General features: G+C 51.9%; 14 protein-coding genes and 1 riboswitch. Of the genes, 6 read left to right on the top strand and 8 right to left on the bottom strand.

The window, feature by feature from the left end:
• Positions 1-55: 55 nt before the first annotated feature.
• Positions 56-823 (top strand): DedA family protein, encoded by a 768-nt coding sequence (locus GW591_RS13675; RefSeq protein ID WP_013577035.1) that lies wholly within the window; start codon positions 56-58, stop codon positions 821-823.
• On the opposite strand, the gene thiQ is transcribed toward GW591_RS13675, so the two are convergent.
• The 4 genes from thiQ to sgrR all read right to left on the bottom strand — a co-directional run bounded on the left by thiQ (position 813) and on the right by sgrR (position 5,951).
• A complete protein-coding gene (gene thiQ / locus GW591_RS13670) occupies positions 813-1,523 on the bottom strand; it encodes a thiamine ABC transporter ATP-binding protein ThiQ (protein ID WP_013577034.1) in 711 nt (236 codons plus the stop codon). The two genes, GW591_RS13675 and thiQ, sit on opposite strands and share 11 nt — an antisense overlap.
• A complete protein-coding gene (gene thiP, locus GW591_RS13665; protein WP_166860800.1) occupies positions 1,507-3,117 on the bottom strand; it encodes a thiamine/thiamine pyrophosphate ABC transporter permease ThiP in 1,611 nt (536 codons plus the stop codon). The genes thiQ and thiP overlap by 17 nt, the downstream gene beginning before the upstream one ends.
• Entirely contained in the window at positions 3,093-4,076 is a 984-nt protein-coding gene (gene thiB / locus GW591_RS13660) for a thiamine ABC transporter substrate binding subunit (RefSeq protein WP_013577032.1), read from the bottom strand. Before thiB ends, thiP begins: the two co-directional genes overlap by 25 nt.
• A 43-nt stretch (positions 4,077-4,119) precedes the next feature.
• Positions 4,120-4,249: riboswitch (TPP riboswitch) on the bottom strand.
• Positions 4,250-4,289: 40 nt separating this feature from the next.
• Positions 4,290-5,951: an HTH-type transcriptional regulator SgrR gene (gene sgrR, locus GW591_RS13655; protein ID WP_112197245.1), complete on the bottom strand. Its 1,662-nt coding sequence runs from the start codon at positions 5,949-5,951 to the stop codon at positions 4,290-4,292.
• 102 nt (positions 5,952-6,053) lie between these two features.
• On the opposite strand from sgrR, the gene sgrT reads away from it, so the two are divergent.
• From sgrT to GW591_RS13640, 3 genes are all read left to right on the top strand, one after another.
• Positions 6,054-6,239 (top strand): glucose uptake inhibitor SgrT, encoded by a 186-nt coding sequence (gene sgrT, locus GW591_RS13650; RefSeq protein ID WP_037033442.1) that lies wholly within the window; start codon positions 6,054-6,056, stop codon positions 6,237-6,239.
• A 160-nt stretch (positions 6,240-6,399) separates the two neighbouring features.
• On the top strand, positions 6,400-7,563 hold the full coding sequence (locus tag GW591_RS13645) for an MFS transporter (RefSeq protein WP_037033441.1): 1,164 nt from the start codon (positions 6,400-6,402) through the stop codon (positions 7,561-7,563).
• Between the two features lie 227 nt (positions 7,564-7,790).
• A complete protein-coding gene (locus tag GW591_RS13640) occupies positions 7,791-8,483 on the top strand; it encodes a hypothetical protein (protein ID WP_013577028.1) in 693 nt (230 codons plus the stop codon).
• A gap of 282 nt (positions 8,484-8,765) precedes the next feature.
• On the opposite strand, the gene leuD is transcribed toward GW591_RS13640, so the two are convergent.
• From leuD to leuA, 4 genes are read right to left on the bottom strand one after another with little or no spacing between them, the layout of a single operon-like run.
• Complete coding sequence (gene leuD, locus GW591_RS13635) at positions 8,766-9,368, bottom strand: 3-isopropylmalate dehydratase small subunit (protein ID WP_013577027.1); 603 nt, start codon at positions 9,366-9,368, stop codon at positions 8,766-8,768.
• Between the two features lie 10 nt (positions 9,369-9,378).
• A complete protein-coding gene (leuC, locus tag GW591_RS13630) occupies positions 9,379-10,779 on the bottom strand; it encodes a 3-isopropylmalate dehydratase large subunit (RefSeq protein ID WP_121019701.1) in 1,401 nt (466 codons plus the stop codon).
• 1 nt (position 10,780) lies between these two features.
• Positions 10,781-11,872, bottom strand: coding sequence for a 3-isopropylmalate dehydrogenase (gene leuB / locus GW591_RS13625; protein WP_013577025.1), 1,092 nt, complete (start codon positions 11,870-11,872; stop codon positions 10,781-10,783).
• Between the two features lie 2 nt (positions 11,873-11,874).
• Positions 11,875-13,464: a 2-isopropylmalate synthase gene (leuA, locus tag GW591_RS13620; protein ID WP_013577024.1), complete on the bottom strand. Its 1,590-nt coding sequence runs from the start codon at positions 13,462-13,464 to the stop codon at positions 11,875-11,877.
• 739 nt (positions 13,465-14,203) lie between these two features.
• On the opposite strand from leuA, the gene leuO reads away from it, so the two are divergent.
• Positions 14,204-15,151 carry a transcriptional regulator LeuO gene (gene leuO / locus GW591_RS13610; RefSeq protein ID WP_013577023.1) on the top strand — a complete coding sequence of 316 codons (948 nt, stop codon included), beginning with the start codon at positions 14,204-14,206 and terminating at the stop codon, positions 15,149-15,151.
• Between the two features lie 289 nt (positions 15,152-15,440).
• Positions 15,441-17,237: an AMP-dependent synthetase/ligase gene (locus GW591_RS13605; RefSeq protein ID WP_013577022.1), complete on the top strand. Its 1,797-nt coding sequence runs from the start codon at positions 15,441-15,443 to the stop codon at positions 17,235-17,237.
• Positions 17,238-17,341 lie beyond the last annotated feature (104 nt).

The following is a 17,341-nucleotide window of genomic DNA, read 5'->3' as shown; positions in this document are numbered from 1 at the left end:
ACTCACACTTGTCTCATTTATCTGCGCAATTGGCGCAACTGAATTCTGGGAAGATATGGAAGCCTATCTACAACATCTGGTCGCTCAGTCGGTGGGCTTGGCATTAATTATCGTCGCGGTGGTGGCTTTCTTCGAGTCGCTGGCGCTGGTGGGCCTGATCCTGCCGGGTACCGTCATGATGGCGACGCTCGGGACGTTGATCGGCAGCGGTCAGGTGGGGTTGTACGAAGCCTGGCTGGCGGCGGGGCTGGGATGTTTCTTCGGCGACTGGGCCTCGTATTTCATTGGCCGCGGTTTCAAGGAACCGCTGCATCGCTGGCGCTTCCTCAAACGTTACCAGTCATTACTGGATAAAACCGGTTATGCGCTGGATCGCCATAGTTTTGCGACGGTGATTATCGGGCGTTTCATCGGACCAACACGCCCGCTGGTGCCGATGGTTGCCGGTATGCTGAACCTTCCGCCTTACAAATTTGCACCGCCGAATATTATTGGCTGCATCACCTGGCCACCGGTGTATTTCCTGCCGGGCATTCTGGCGGGCGTGGCCATTGATATTCCGGCCAGTCACAACAGCTCGGTCTTCAAATGGATGCTGTTTGCCGCCGTGGTGCTGATCTGGCTGAGTGCCTGGCTGCTGTGGCGCTGGTTCCGTTCGGGCAAAGCTTCACCTGATGCGATGACAAAATGGTTGCCCTTAGCGCGTCTGCGCATCGTCTGTGTGCTAAGTCTGGTCGCAACCGCAGTGAGTCTGGTGATGTTAAGCGAACAGCCGATGATGCCGGTTTATGGTCATTTGCTGTGGCAAGTGATCACCCGCTGATCCCCGGCATTATCCCCAACACGCTGGCCTGCGGCGCACTGCCGTCGGTCAGTGCCTGCGTCGGCCCGTCGTAAAAAATCCGGCCATCGACGATCAGCAACGTGCGCGGCGCGATCCGTGCCGCATCATCCAGATTGTGCGACACCATCAGCAGCGTGAGATGGCGTTGCTCACATACCTTATCCAGCAACGTCAGCATCTCACTGCGCAGTGCCGGATCGAGTGCTGAAAAGGGCTCATCGAGCAATAAAACCGGCTGACTGCGCAGCAGGCAACGGGCGAGCGCGACACGCTGACGCTGGCCACCGGAAAGTTGCGATGGCAGCCGGTCCAGACATTCAGTCAGCCCGACCTGTCGGGCAATTTCTTCCAGTTCCTGCTTCTGCTGCGCGGTAAGTTTCAGCCCCGGATGCAATCCCAGCCCCATGTTCTGACGCACCGTCAGATGCGAGAACAGATTATTTTCCTGAAACAACATCGACACCGGACGTTTTGCCGGTGGCGTCACGCTGTGATCTGCGCCGTTGAGCAGGATCTGCCCGCTGACCGGTGCCAGAAAACCGGCGACCAGACTCAGCAGGGTACTTTTCCCGGCGCCGCTCGGGCCGAGGATTGCCACACGTTCACCGGCGTCGATCTGTAAATCGAAGCGCATCGGCAGATGTTCGTACAAATACGTCAGTTTATTCAGCGTCAGCATGGCGGCCCGGCAGTTTCTCAATCAGGGTGAATAACAGGAAGCATAGCAGCAGTAATAACAGCGCCGTCACCGCGCCGTCCTGGCTGCGGTAGGAACCAATCTGCTGATACAGATAAAACGGCAGGGTGCGGAAATTCTCGTTGCCGAACAAGGCAATCACACCGAAATCCCCCAGAGAAAGTACACAGGCGAAAGCCAGTGCCTGTGCAATCGGGCGTTTCAGTGCGCTGAGTTCAACCCGGCGCAGCCGCTGCCAGCCATGCATATCCAGCGAAAGACACAGCAGCGTGTAGCGTTCTGCCACGTCGCGCATCGGGTTATCCAGCACTTTTAATGCATAAGGTACGGCCATCAGCGCATTCGTGAGGATCACCAGCGGCCATGGCGATTGTGGCAAACCGGTGGTATCGCCGAGCAACAGGAAGAAACCGGTCGCCAGCACAATGCCCGGCATCGCGAGGATCAGCATACCGCTCAGATCCATCGCCTGCGCCCAGCTATTTCTCTTGCGTAACCGCAGTTCGCGGCTGCTCCACAGCAGCATCATGGTCAGCAGCACACACAATAATCCGCTGCCGAGCGCGATACGCACGGATGTCCATAATGCCTGCCAGAGCGCGGGTTGTTGCAAAACACCGACCGCTGCACGGTTTACGCCATCGGTAATGACGGCGAGTAACGGCGGCAGGATCAGCAACAACGCCAGGCCAATCAGTACGGCATCGGCGATGCGCCGCAGCCAGGAATCATCAGGATTACGCCAGCGCTGAGAATGCGTTTGGCCCACCGGCAACGCCTGACTGAGTTTCTGACTGAGCAACACCAGCGCCAGGCAACAAAACAGCTGGATCAGGGCCAGCGTGGCGGCGCGGCTTAAATCGTAGTCGTAACTTAGCGCCTGATAAATGGCGAGTTCAATGGTCGTTGCCTGCGGACCGCCACCCAGTGAAAGCACCGTGGCGAAGCTGGCGAAACACAGCATAAAGATTAAGGCGGCGGCGGGGAATATCTGCCGGCGAATGGCAGGCCATTCCACAAAGCGGAATTGCTGCCAGATATTCATGCCGAGTTGTGCGGCGAGCTGGCGCTGCTCAACGGCGATATTTTCCAGTGCCTGCACTAAGAGCCGCGCTGCCAGCGGCAGATTGAAAAAGACGTGCGCCAGCAAAATGCCCTGTAAACCATACGGCGAGAAACGGTAATCCATGCCCAGCCAGCCGCAAATTTGCGCCAGCCAGCCCTGTCTTCCGTAGACACTGAGAATGCCAAACACCGCCACCAAAACCGGCAAGACCAGCGTCATCGCACATAAACGTAATAACAGCTGACGGCCGGGGAAACGGCGGCGGAACAAGGTGCGTGCCAGCAAAATTGCGGGCAGCACCGAGCAAAGCGCTGAAAGCAGCGCCTGCCAGAAAGTAAAGCAGATCACATGCCAGAGATAAGGATCGTGCCAGAGCGATGCGCCGCTTATCTGTGGCGCATGACGCCACAGAGAGCCTAAGGCCAGTACTGCCACCAGCAACATAGCCAGTGACGCGATGACGCCCGGCAACAGCCAGCGAGGGATCAATGGCTGACGGCGTTCTGCCATGCCTGGATCCATTGTGAACGATGAGTAGCGACATCCTGTGCGCTGTATTGCAGAGATTTGGCCGGAATCGTCAGTTGTTTAAAAGCGTCAGGCAGCGGGGTATTCACCACCGGATACATCCAGTTGCCGGTCGGGATCACTTTCTGGAAATCTTCCGTGGTGACGAACTTCATGAACTGTTCAGCAAGTTTCGGTTGCTTGCTGTTTGCCAGCTGGCCCGCCACTTCGACCTGCATGTAATGCCCTTCGGTAAAATCGGCTGCGGCGTAGTTATCTTTCTTCTCTTCGACAATATGGTATGCCGGAGAGGTGGTGTAGCTCAGCACCAGGTCGCTTTCACCTTTGAGGAATAAACCGTAAGCCTCGCTCCAGCCTTTAGTGACGGTGACAGTTTTCTTCGCCAGTTTTTCCCACGCTTGCGGCGCTTTATCGCCGTAGACTTTTTGCATCCACAGCATCAGGCCCAGACCCGGTGTACTGGTGCGTGGATCCTCATAAATCACTTTCCATTTCTGGTCGCTGTTGATCAGCTCATCGAGGCTTTTTGGCGGATTCTTCAGTTTATTTTTGTCGTAGACGAAGGCGAAATAACCGTAATCGTAAGGCACGAAAGTGCTGTCATTCCAGCCGCCTGGCACCGTCAGTCTGGCGTTGGTTTTCGGTGCTTTGGCGAATAAACCGGTTTGTTCAGCGGCCTGCAACAGGTTGTTATCCAGCCCCAGCACGATGTCGGCTTTGCTGTTTTTACCTTCCATCCGCAGACGGTTGAGCAAAGACACGCCATCTTCCAGCGCCACGTATTTCAGTTCGCAGCCGCATTGGGCTTCAAAGGCTTTTTTAATGGCGGGACCGGGGCCCCAGTCAGCAGAGAAAGAATCGTAGGTATAAACCGTCAAAACAGGTTTTGACGCAAATGCAGGTGCAGAAAGTAACAGCAGGCAGGACAGTAATTTTTTCAACTTTGCGCTCCAAAAAAATGAAAGGGCAAAGGATTTTGAGTAAGCATCGCGCAGTCTCAAATCCCTCCGCCGGGATTAACCGGATCAGGTTCGACGGGTTTCAAATCTCAGCCAAACTTGCTCACGGCGTTTACATCGCAGCTTTAACAAGTCGGGCACCCCGTTGAGAACGGATGTCATTCTAGAGATTAACGGCGCGATGCGATAGTCCGATTAACTGTCCGGTGGGGCAAACCAGGCGGATTTAAAGTCGAACCAGCCGAGGGTGTTCATACGCACACCGCGCATACTGCGTTGCCCCTGTAGCACCAGCCAGTGATGGAACAGGGGATGGATCTGATGGCTGACCGTCTGTTTCTGGCTCCATTTCGCCATCGATAAATTCCCGGCGTGCCACAGGGCGGCATCGTCGTTCATCTCTTCGCTAAAGCAATGCTTTGCCAGCGGCAATTCGTAGAAATGCGCGAACAGTGAAAACTCCAGCGGCAGGGTGAAGTTGGCACTGCCGAGCCACAGATCACTTTTGGCATCGCCGCGGTGCCAGACTGCGTAATCCACTATCTGAATAATCAGTTCGATACCTTCTTCCGCCAGCAACGGGCGCAGGGCGTTGCAGATCGCCTGATGTTCGGAATGCTCGCCGTAAAATGTCAGCGTTACCTGCGTCAGGTTTTGCGGTTTGGGCGGACGTGGCCGGGGCGCTTTGTGATGCCATCGCGGCAGCAGGCCATACGCCGGAGACCAGTAGCGCTGGTAAATCGGTTCGGCATTATTCAGTAAGGCGATGGGATTGAGTAAATCGCACAACCACTGGCGTGTTTCTTCAGATTGTCCGACCGGCGAACGCTGGTCAAATAACAGGAAATAGCAGCCTTCTTCAAGGCGACTTTCCAGCTCGCTTTTGCCTGATTCATCGGCCTGAAGCTGTACGCCGGAATGCACCAGCTCTTCACTCAGTTCCGGTAATACCCAGATATTCACCTCGTCGATCAGTGCCCGGAAGCCAAAATAATCGTCAAAGGCGCGGATGCGCAGCTGTGTTTTCAGATTACGCACCACGGCGTAAGGGCCGGTGCCGACCGGATGGCGGGCAAAATCAGGCAGTGACTGCCATTCCTGCGGCAGGATCATCGCGTGGATATTGCCAAACAACCACGGCAGCCAGCGGTCGGGTTCATTCAGGTGGATATCTATGACATTCGCCGTGGGCGTCGTGACTGATTTCAGGTTGCTGAACAGCGGATGCGTTTTCAGGCGAATAAACGTGGCGATAATATCTGCCATCTCGAGTTCGCGACCATGATGAAAATGAATGGCGGGGCGCAGATAAAACCGCCAGTGCAGCGGCGAAACTTCCTGCCAGTGATGGGCTAAATCGCCTTCCGCTTCCCCATTTTCCTCATTTATGCGTGTCAGGCCGCTAAAGATTTGTCTGGCAATGTGGGTTTCTGAACGGCGCAACATGGTGCCGGGCAGCAGATTCATCAGCGGGCGATAATACAGTACGCGCAGAATATGTTTGCCCTGACGGAAACTGCGACCGAGCTGGGACAGCAGCATCTGGCGCACCAGGGTTTTGTCGCCGACCAGTTGTACCAGCTGATCAATGCTGTCCTGTTCCAGCAGCTCTTCAGCGCGCTGTTGCTGGAGTGCCAGCCCGGTATAAAGAAATTTCAGCGTGGATCGTTTGCCGCGTCCGGCCTCTGCATCCCACGTCAGCCAGCCCTGTCCCTGCATGGTGCTGAGCAACGAGCGCATGTGTCTGCGTGAACAGTTCAGGACTTCTGACAGTGCCTGTAATGTCGTTTCAGTTTCTTCACCGTGACAGCTTTGCCATAAGCGGATGAACTGTTGTTGCAAACGGGATGAGGACATAAAAGAGGAACTCCGTGGCCGATCTTCATCAATTTATCTTTCCTCATATTACGCCGATACTGTTTCTCAACGAAAGCCTGTTGTGAACAACCGGAGATCATCATGAAACGCAGTCTGAACGCCCGTTTCTATCAGCGTTATTTTGAAGCCATCAAAAAAAACGCCTCTAAAAATCATGCAGACTGGCTGTCCTGGGTTCCGGTGCAGTACCGTCTGGATATTCTGTCCCGTCTCACGCAGTGGGATATGGAAACGATGGACGACGAGCAATACCGCCGGCGACTGTGACTTCAGGTCTGACTAAATTCGATTTTCTGAGTAATGGTGTATTGTCACCAGCCAGTGAGGAAACTCACTGGTTTTTTTATGCTCATTTTCCAGAACCGACTGAAACTTCGCTACACTGTCTGTCTTGCTTTATCTGCATTCATTTCTCAGGGACGACGTCATGTCAAAACCTCGTTTTAATCGTATTTATGTCACCTTTCTGGTGGTCTCCTTGCTGTGCGGCGTGGCGGGTGCATTACAGGCGCCGACGCTGAGTCTGTTTCTGACCAACGAAGTGAAGGTCCGTCCGCTGTGGGTCGGCTTCTTTTATACCGTTAACGCCATCGCGGGGATCGCGATCAGCTTTCTGCTGGCTAACCGTTCCGATAACAAAGGCGACCGGCGGAAATTGCTGATGTTCTGCTGCCTGATGGCGATCGGCAACAGTCTGGTCTTTGCCTTCAGCCGCGATTATCTGGTGCTGATCACTGTCGGTGTGTTGCTGGCAGCCATAGGTAACGCGTCGATGCCCCAGCTCTTTGCACTGGCGCGGGAACATGCGGATCGCTCCGCCAGTGAAGTGGTGATGTTCAGCTCGATGATGCGTGCGATGCTCTCGCTGGCCTGGGTGCTTGGCCCGCCGCTGTCGTTCATGGTGGCGTTGAACTACGGCTTTACGCCAATGTACCTGAGTGCGGCAGCGGTGTTTGTCGGCAGCATACTGATGATTCTGTTTTTCCTGCCCTCAGTACCACGCCTTGAACTGCCAGTGGACGAAAAAGTAGTGCATGCCAGCGCCTGGCGTAACAAAGATGTTCGTCTGCTGTTCTTTTCTTCTTTGCTGATGTGGACCTGCAATATCATGTATGTCATTGATATGCCGCTGTACATCACCAGCGATTTGGGCCTGCCGGAAGGGCTGGCAGGCTTGCTGATGGGGACGGCGGCCGGGCTGGAAATTCCTGCCATGTTGCTGGCCGGATATCTGGTGAAACGTACCGGCAAACGCAAGCTGATGCTGTATGCCGTGGCGAGTGGTGTGATTTTCTATGCCGGACTGGTGGCGTTTCAGTTCAAGGCGGCGCTGATGATCCTGCAACTGTTCAATGCGATTTTCATCGGCATCGTGGCGGGGATCGGCATGCTGTATTTTCAGGATCTGATGCCGGGAAGGGCAGGTTCAGCGACTACGCTATTCACCAACAGCATTTCCACCGGTGTGATTTGCGCGGGGTTGCTGCAGGGCTTTATCGTGGAAAACTTCGGCCATTATCCGGTCTACTGGGCGGCAACTGTGCTGGCGGTGGTGGCGCTCGGGCTGATGTATAAAGTCAAAGATGTTTAAATGACGTAAGGTTAATGAGCGATTTATTCGCTCTTTAACCTATTCAACTGAATAATATATTCCGTTTTTTGCTTGTTCCGGCAACGTCTTAATAATTTTGAAATATCTGTTTTTATCCTGCAAAGATTAATGTTTTAAGTACTTCGCATCCTCTTTACCTGTATGGCTAATGAAAAGTATTTTCTATAATATCGTCTTTCTTAAAATTCTAATGCAGGGTATTAAATATGATTCCAGTTGTACTTATCAGGAAAACATATAATTCATTTATTGATGAGAAAAAATCTGAGGGCTGCTGTATTGGGTTATGCCTGACGTGGCTGGGCGATATATTAAAAGAAAGGCCGGTACAACAAAGGGGGGGCTGGTTTTCCGGCTGGCTTTCCGGTTGGTTCTCCACGCCACTGACACCTGACAAGAAAGCCTTAATCCCCTCTGATACTGCGAAGCTGAGGCTATTGCTTGAACGTTCATACCGGCGGCACGAGAGCTATCTGAGGAGCTGCAAGGAGAGCCAGCAGGATCCGAAACGTCAGACAGGACGCCATCAGGTCTTTGTTAATTATAAAAATTTCCGTCAGGCAGAAAAGGAAAGAATAACTGGCGTTCCCGGTTTACAGTATCGTCTGATAACACGTAATGATTTCATGTTATTTAACGGGGTAAACAGTTTTGGTCAGGCTCACCCTCTCACCGGAGCGATCATTGCTTTCCGGTTTTCTGAGGTACCGGGTGAGGTTGGCTATCATGCCGTTGCGGCGTTTCGCTACAGTGCTTCGGAATGTTTTTTTCTCGATCCCAATTTAGGATTATTTAAAACATCCTCTTCTTATCCTATGTTAGATATTACTAAATATATTAAAAAAGTATATAGAGAGGCTGTTCCATTAATGGAGTTTATAGTTTCTAAGAAAAGCTAATTAAATGGTGGCCGATATTTGTGCATTCGCCGTTGTTGAGTAAAAATATTAGAAGTGTTTTGAATATGATTACTGTTATTCCATCGAAAAAAATTATGGTTCAGTCGATTTTTTATCAGGCAAGTACCAGGATCCCATCGCTGTAAGTGAAATAATCGTGACAAAGAAACTGAAGACAGGATGACTATGCAGGGGTAACTTTGCAGAGGCTTTCGGGGATGCCTGAAGGCTGATGAAGAAAGCGGGGCTGGGCCCGCCTTCTTCATCGTTTACAGATAATAATCACTGCATAAACGCAGGCTGATTCTTCTCGTAGCCGGAGATATTTTCTTCATGCTGCAAGGTCAGACCGATGCTGTCCAGACCGTTGATCATGCAGTGACGACGGAAGCTGTCGATGACAAACGGATAGCTTTTATCGCCCGCTTTAACAGTCTGCGCTTCCAGATCCACTTCGAACTGAATGCCTTCGTTAGCTTTCACCAGCTCAAACAGTTCATCCACTTCGGCGTCGCTCAGCGTGATTGGCAGCAACTGGTTGTTGAATGAGTTACCGTAAAAGATATCGGCAAAGCTTGGCGCGATCACAGCATGGAAACCGTAATCGGTCAGTGCCCATGGCGCATGTTCGCGGGAAGAACCGCAGCCAAAGTTTTCGCGTGCCAGCAAAATACTCGCGCCTTTGTAGCGCGGTTTGTTCAGCACGAAATCAGGATTTGGCACCTGACCGGCATCGTCCAGAAAACGCCAGTCATTAAACAGATGCTGGCCAAAACCGGTACGGGTGACTTTTTGTAAAAACTGTTTTGGAATGATGGCATCGGTATCGACGTTAGCTGCATCCAGCGGAACCACCAGACCGATGTGTTGGGTAAATTTAGCCATGGTGTTTTCCTCAGTTCAGTTCACGGATATCAGCGAAACGGCCGGTGACCGCCGCCGCTGCCGCCATTGCCGGGCTGACCAGATGCGTGCGACCGCCACGACCCTGACGGCCTTCGAAGTTACGGTTGCTGGTAGACGCGCAACGTTCGCCCGGTTCCAGACGGTCATTGTTCATCGCCAGACACATAGAGCAGCCTGGCAGACGCCATTCAAAGCCCGCTTCGATGAAGATCTTATCCAGCCCTTCTTCTTCCGCCTGCGCTTTTACCGGGCCGGATCCCGGTACCACAATGGCCTGTACGCCGTTCGCCACTTTACGGCCTTTGGCCACCGCTGCCGCAGCGCGTAAATCTTCGATACGGGAATTGGTGCAGGAGCCGATGAACACTTTATCAATCGCCACGTCGGTCAGTTTAATGCCCGGCTGCAAATCCATATACACCAGCGCTTTTTCCGCTGAGGCACGTTCTACCGGATCGGCAAAGGATGCCGGGTCCGGGATGGTCTGATTCACGGCCATCACCTGACCCGGGTTGGTACCCCAGGTGACCTGTGGTGCGATTTCAGACGCATCCAGCGTAACAACGCTGTCGAACTTCGCCCCATCTTCGGTTTTCAGGGTTTTCCAGTATTCGACCGCCGCGTCCCAGTTCTGATCTTTCGGCGCAAACTGACGGCCCTTCAGATAAGCAAACGTAGTTTCATCCGGTGCAACCAGACCGGCTTTCGCCCCCATTTCGATCGCCATGTTGCACAGGGTCATACGACCTTCCATGCTTAACGCTTCAATCGCTTTACCGCAGAATTCCACCACGTGACCGGTGCCGCCTGCGCTGCCGGTTTTCCCGATAATCGCCAGAACGATATCTTTCGCTGTGATACCGACAGGAGCTTCGCCGGTCACTTCAATTTTCATGGTTTTAGCGCGACCCTGTTTCAGGGTTTGTGTCGCCAGAACGTGTTCAACTTCCGAAGTCCCGATACCGAATGCCAGTGAGCCAAACGCGCCGTGCGTGGCGGTATGGGAATCACCGCAGACAATCGTCATTCCCGGCAACGTCATGCCCTGTTCAGGGCCGATAACGTGAACGATGCCCTGATACGGGTGATTCAGGTCATACAACTGCACGCCGAATTCAGCACAGTTCTTGATTAATTCCTGCATCTGGATGCGCGCCATTTCGCCGCTCGCATTGATGTCTTTAGTTTGCGTGGACACGTTGTGATCCATGGTCGCAAAGGTTTTACCTGGCTGGCGAACCTGACGGCCCATCGCACGCAAGCCGTCAAACGCCTGCGGAGAGGTCACTTCGTGAACCAGATGGCGGTCAATGTATAACAATGGCGTTTCGTTTTGCGCTTCGTAAACCACATGCGCATCAAACAATTTCTGATACAGAGTTTTGGCCATGTTATGCCCCTTCTTTCACAAAGCGGGCAATGATATCGCCCATTTCATTGGTACCCAGCGCCTGCTGACCGTTAGCTAAATCGCCGGTGCGGTGGCCTGCTTCCAGTGCTTTATTAACCGCCTGCTCGATAGCATTGGCTGCATCATCAGCACCCAGACTGTAACGCAGTAACAGTGCGGCGGACAAAATTTGTGCAATCGGGTTGGCAATGTTTTTACCGGCGATATCCGGGGCTGACCCCCCCGCAGGCTCGAACAGACCAAACGCCTGCTCGTTCATGCTGGCAGAAGGCAACATCCCCATCGAACCGGTGATCATCGCGCATTCGTCCGACAGGATGTCGCCGAATAAGTTTGAACACAGCAACACGTCAAACTGCGACGGATCTTTAATCAGCTGCATGGTCGCGTTATCGATGTACATGTGGCTCAGGCTGACATCCGGGTAATCTTTAGCGATTTCGTTAACCACTTCACGCCACATAATGGAAGTCTGCAACACGTTCGCTTTATCGATGGAGGTCACTTTGCTGCGGCGTTTGCGCGCTGATTCAAAGGCGATGCGGGCGATGCGTTCAATCTCAAAACGGTAATACACTTCGGTATCAAATGCTTTCTCGTGCATGCCCTGACCTTCGCGACCTTTAGGCTGACCGAAGTAAATACCGCCCGTCAGTTCACGAACACACAGAATGTCGAAGCCTTTTGCGGCGATATCGGCACGCAACGGACAAAACTCTTCCAGCCCCTGATACAGGCGGGCAGGGCGCAGATTACTAAACAACTTGAAATGTTTGCGCAGTGGCAATAATGCGCCACGCTCAGGCTGATCGTTTGGGGGCAGATGTTCCCATTTCGGGCCACCCACGGAGCCGAAAAGAATCGCATCAGCTTGTTCACAACCGGCAACGGTCGCTGGCGGCAACGGGCTGCCATGTTTGTCGATGGCTGCGCCACCCACATCGTATTCGCTGGTGGTGATCTTCAGGCCAAAACGCTGACGTACTGCGTCCAGAACTTTATATGCCTGGGCCATGACTTCCGGGCCAATTCCGTCTCCGGGTAAGACGGCAATATGATGGGTCTTGCTCATGTTCACACCGTTTCCTGATTATTTTGAATGTTGTTGTGTTGCTGACCTGTCTGCTGCAAACGTTGTTTTTCGATCTCAACTTGTTTGCTGCGCCAGATGTTATTCAGTACGTGTACCATCGCTTTTGCGGAGGATTCGACAATGTCTGTCGCCAGCCCGACACCGTGGAAGCGGCGGCCATTGAAGGAGACGACCACGTCAACCTGACCCAGAGCATCGCGGCCCTGACCTTTGGCGCTCAGCTGGTATTTCACCAGTTCAATCTGATAACCGGTGATGCGGTTGATAGCCTGATACACGGCATCTACCGGACCGTTGCCGGTAGCGGCTTCGGTAATGATTTCTTCGCCACAGGCCAGATTGACTGACGCAGTGGCGGTAATTTTTGAGCCGGACTGCACGCTGAAGTTATCCAGACGATAGAATTCAGGTTCTTCCTGCTGCTTGTTAATGAAGACCAGTGCTTCTAAATCGTAGTCGAAAACCTGACCTTTTTTGTCGGCCAGCTTCAGGAACGCGGCATACAGATGATCCAGATTGTAATCAGCTTCTTTGTAGCCCATTTCTTCCATGCGATGCTTAACGGCAGCACGACCGGAACGGGAAGTCAGGTTCAACTGAACCTGATTCAGACCGATGGATTCCGGGGTCATGATTTCGTAGTTTTCACGGTTTTTCAGCACGCCGTCCTGATGGATCCCGGAGGAGTGTGCGAAGGCGTTAGAGCCGACAATGGCTTTGTTGCCCGGGATCGGCATGTTGGTTATCTGGCTGACAATCTGGCTGGTGCGGTAGATTTCTTTGTGATTAATGTTGGTGTGAACGTTCATGTAGTCGCTGCGGGTGCGGATCGCCATGATCACTTCTTCCAGCGCAGTGTTACCGGCGCGTTCACCGATACCGTTCAATGTGCCTTCAACCTGGCGCGCACCGGCCTGTATCGCGGCGATGGAGTTACCGACAGCCATGCCCAGATCATCGTGGCAGTGAACGGAAATAATCGCTTTATCAATGTTTGGAACACGCTCATACAAATTGGTGATGATTCCACCGAACTGAACCGGCGTCGTGTAACCCACGGTGTCAGGAATGTTGATGGTGGTCGCCCCGGCTTTGATTGCAGCTTCGACCACGCGGCACAGATTATCCAGCGGGGTACGGCCGGCATCTTCGCAGGAGAATTCGACGTCGTCAGTGTAATTACGGGCGCGTTTCACGGAATGCGTGGCCATTTCCAGCACCTGATCAAACGAGCGCTTCAGTTTGGATTCAATGTGCAGGGTAGAAGTGGCCAGGAAGACGTGGATACGGAAAGCTTCTGCGACGCGTAATGCTTCGGCAGCGGCGTCGATGTCACCGTCCACACAGCGGGCCAGACCGCAAACACGGCTATTTTTAATCTGGCGTGCGATAGTTTGTACGGACTCGAAATCGCCGGGAGAGGAGACCGGGAAGCCGACTTCCATCACGTCAACGCCCATTCTTTCCAGCGCCATTGCAATTTGAATCTTCTCTTTAACACTCAGGCTGGCTTGTAACGCCTGTTCACCGTCACGCAGCGTGGTATCGAAAATAATGACTTGCTCGCTCATGGGTTATTCCTTGTCTGCTTTTACTTTCGCGCCCTGCGGGAGATAAAAAAAAACCCGCGCATCGGCGCGGGTTTATTGTCTGTGGAAGTTGAATCAGTTCTGATTTTCGCCCACTGGCTTACCGCGCAAATATTCTGCGTTGAGTAGTAGGCCTAGGAGACGGGTCATCATGAACATGTGTTTCAGCTTCTCATCATCGGGTGGTCAGAACGGATATCGTTCAAACAGTGACTAAAGTGATACGGGAATGTGTGCGGTATGTCAACCTTCACTGTGTGGAAATTCCAGAAAATCGCCAAAATGATATTGAATCTCATTTAGCATAAAACACTGGCGTCGCGGAGGTACTCGGGATGAAGGTTTTAAAGGGGGGCGGAAAAATAAGAACAAAAAAAATGCACCCGCCCGGGGGCGCCTGGATAAATACTCTATTTAATACAGTGAATTAAAAATGATTTAGTATGGCTTAACTTATTATTCATTTTTAGAATGTTGTTTACGGAAATATTTTGCTGTTTGATATCATCAGTTTCTTTGTGGGAAATAAAATTTGTATTTCTGTTTCTGATTATTGGAAACAAAAATTCATATTTTTCTGAAAATAAATTGATGAGAATTTGCTGCGTTTTCTCTGCCAATATTTATGTTCCCCAATACCATCTCAATGCTGCGCTTTACGAAATAGATTATTGAAGATAATCATTTTATTTGGATTCGAATGTCTATTATGAGGGATATCATGTCTGACGCCGATACAGAAATACAACCTAAAACCGCTGAGGCAGAAACGCACCTTCGCAATGTTGATTTAAATTTATTAACGGTTTTTGATGCCGTCATGCAATTACAAAATATTACACGTGCAGCCAATATGTTGGGGATGTCCCAGCCAGCGGTCAGTAATGCCGTTGCCCGTTTGAAAGTGATGTTTAATGATGACTTGTTTGTGCGTTTCGGGCGCGGGATCCAACCGACGATGCGCGCACGTCAACTGTTTGGCCCGATCAGACAGGCTTTGCAACTGGTGATGAACGAACTGCCGGGGGCAGGTTTTGACCCTTATCTCAGCACACGCCAGTTTAATGTCGCTATTTGCAGCCCGCTCGATAAACGCTTCACCAGCCTGGTGCTGAAGGCCGCCGAAGAATTATCGCCGGGTGTCAGTGTTAAACTGCAAACGATTGTTAACGATGATATTGAACATCAGCTGCGTTACCAGAATATAGAATTTGTGATCAGTTATCGTAAATTTGAGCGTGCTGATTTTTGCAATCATGCCTTATTTAATGATGAGCTGGTTCTGGTCGCGGCGCAAAATCATCCCCGTATCAGTCCGCATATGTCTGATGAAAAGTATCTGAAAGAAAAACATGCTGTCATGATGATGGACCGCTTCTATTCTTTCAGTTCACCTTATTACGACGACTCTGAGTTAGTTTCGCTGATTTCCTATCAAGGAACCGATCTGTTCAGCGTCATGGAAATTGTCTCCAAAACCGAGATGGTTGCACTGGTGCCGCGCTGGCTGGCACAGGCAAATGCAGGGATACTTAATTTATCCGTCATTCCACTGCCGTGGATGAAAAATACGCTGACTTGTTATCTTTCCTGGCACGAATCATCCAGCAAAGACAAAGGTAATATGTGGATGAAAACATTATTGAGCCAGTGTGTTGTTTCTCTGTAATCAGTCAGTCATTACGACTTTTTTGGCAGAGGTGATCGCAGCGAAAGCGGCTGCCTGTTCTTTATCAGATAGTTTTTTATCCTGCAGGTTTTTTTCTCCTCGTTAGAGTCCTGCAGGTTTTTTTTGTCTTAGAAATTCCGCGTGATATTTCCAAAACCCTGCTGCAGCTCCTACAATTTCATTTCGCCTTGCAATCTTTGTCGGTAGACTGCGTTAAATCTTTGTAACAGAGCAATGCAGTCAGCTCCCTCCTTTTACTGACTACGCTGGACGCCGGTATAAACGCTCAATGAATCCAACCTTAAATAATTACCATCTGATTTCCCGTTTTCGTCAGCAAGTCGTTGCCCGCGCTGAACAGACTGCATTTCGCGAGTGGTCGCCAGCGGCAGAATCTGCCCTGACCTGGCGTGAGCTGGGCGAGAAAGTGGATGCCTTATCCGACGTGTTATTGCAGGAGCAAGTGGGCGTTCAGGAACGGATCGCCATTTGCGGGAATAATTCGATGGCCTGGGCGACAGCAGATCTTGCGATCCTGCAATTGCGTGCTGTCACCGTGCCGGTTTATGCCACCAATACACCCGCGCAGTCTGCATATGTACTCAATGATGCGGATGTCCGTATTTTGTTTGTCGTCGGTCAGAAACAATATGACGCGGCGGTGGCTGTGCGTGATCTCTGCCCGCAGCTGAAACACATACTGGTGCTGGACAATGATGTCGATTTACGTGGCGTACCCATTGCCCGGCATGTTTCAGGCATTGTTCCCCGGGATGCTGCTTTAGCTGCTGAGCGTGAAGTGCGGGTGAATGCCCGTGACCTGAGTGATCTGTTCACGCTCATCTATACTTCGGGCACCACCGGAGAAGCAAAAGGTGTGATGCTGGATTACCGCAGCATGGCGACGCAACTGATGCAGCATGAAAGGCGTCTGAGCATTTCGGAGCATGATGTTTCCCTTTGTTTTCTGCCGCTGGCGCACGTTTTTGAACGCGCGTGGAGTTTCTTCGTGATGCATTGCGGTGCGCAAAACGTCTTCCTGCGCGAAACTGATCTGGTGCGTGATGCTTTGCAGGCCATTAAACCGACAGTAATGTGTGCGGTACCGCGCTTCTATGAAAAAGTGTTCAGCGCGATCCACGACAAAGTCTCTCGCGCGGGAACCCTCAAAAAGCGGCTTTTCCACTGGGCCGTCGGGCAGGGCAAAGAGAAGTTTTTGATCGAGCGCCGTGGCGAACGTTATCCGTTCTGGCTGGCGCCTGCGCATTTTCTCGCCGATAAACTGGTGCTAAAAAAGCTGCGTGATTTGCTGGGTGGCAATCTGCGTTTTCTGCCTGCCGCCGGTGCAAGTCTGGACGACAATGTCATTCTGTTTTTCGAATCACTCGGTCTGAAAATCAAATACGGCTACGGCCTGACGGAAACGTGCGCGACGGTGACCTGCTGGGAAGAAAATGATTTCCGCTTTGGTTCTGTCGGAACGGCGTTACCAGAGATTGAAGTGCGGATCGGCGAGGAGAATGAGATTCAGGTTCGCGGCCCAACACTCCTGCGGGGTTACTTCAATAAACCGGAAGAGACGGCGGCCAGTTTCACTGCCGACGGCTGGTTTAAAACCGGTGATGCCGGGAAAATGGATGCACAAGGGAATGTGTTTATTACCGAACGACTCAAAGATCTGATGAAAACGTCGGGCGGAAAATACATTGCTCCGCAGCGTATCGAAGGCACGCTGGTGCAGGATCGTTATATCGAGCAGGCGGCAGTCATCGCCGATGAAAGGCACTTTGTTTCTGCGCTGATCGTGCCTGATTTTGATGTGCTGAACGTCTATGCCCAGGCGCACCGTATTGATTATTTCAATCGCGCCGGACTGGTGAAAAACGAGCAGATCCTCTCGCTGTTTGCCCACCAGCTACGCGAGATTCAGCATGATCTTGCCGGTTTTGAGCAGGTGAAAAAGTTTGTGTTGCTGACCAAACCTTTCACGATGGAAGCGGGTGAACTGACCCCGACCCTTAAACTGCGCCGCAAAAATATTTTCAGCCGTTATCAGAAGGAAATCGATCAGCTTTATCAGGAGTAATGCTTCATCTGCCCGTTTCATCACTTTCCTTTCTGAATCACCGGCGTATGTCACTTCGCCGGTTTTCTTCCCTCGTTTTAGTTTCAGGTCCGCTATGGACATAA

It is taken from the genome of Rahnella aceris (assembly GCF_011684115.1).
GTDB lineage: Bacteria > Pseudomonadota > Gammaproteobacteria > Enterobacterales > Enterobacteriaceae > Rahnella > Rahnella aceris.
Note: the sequence above shows the minus strand (reverse complement) of the source record. Positions and strands in the feature narration are given on the sequence as shown.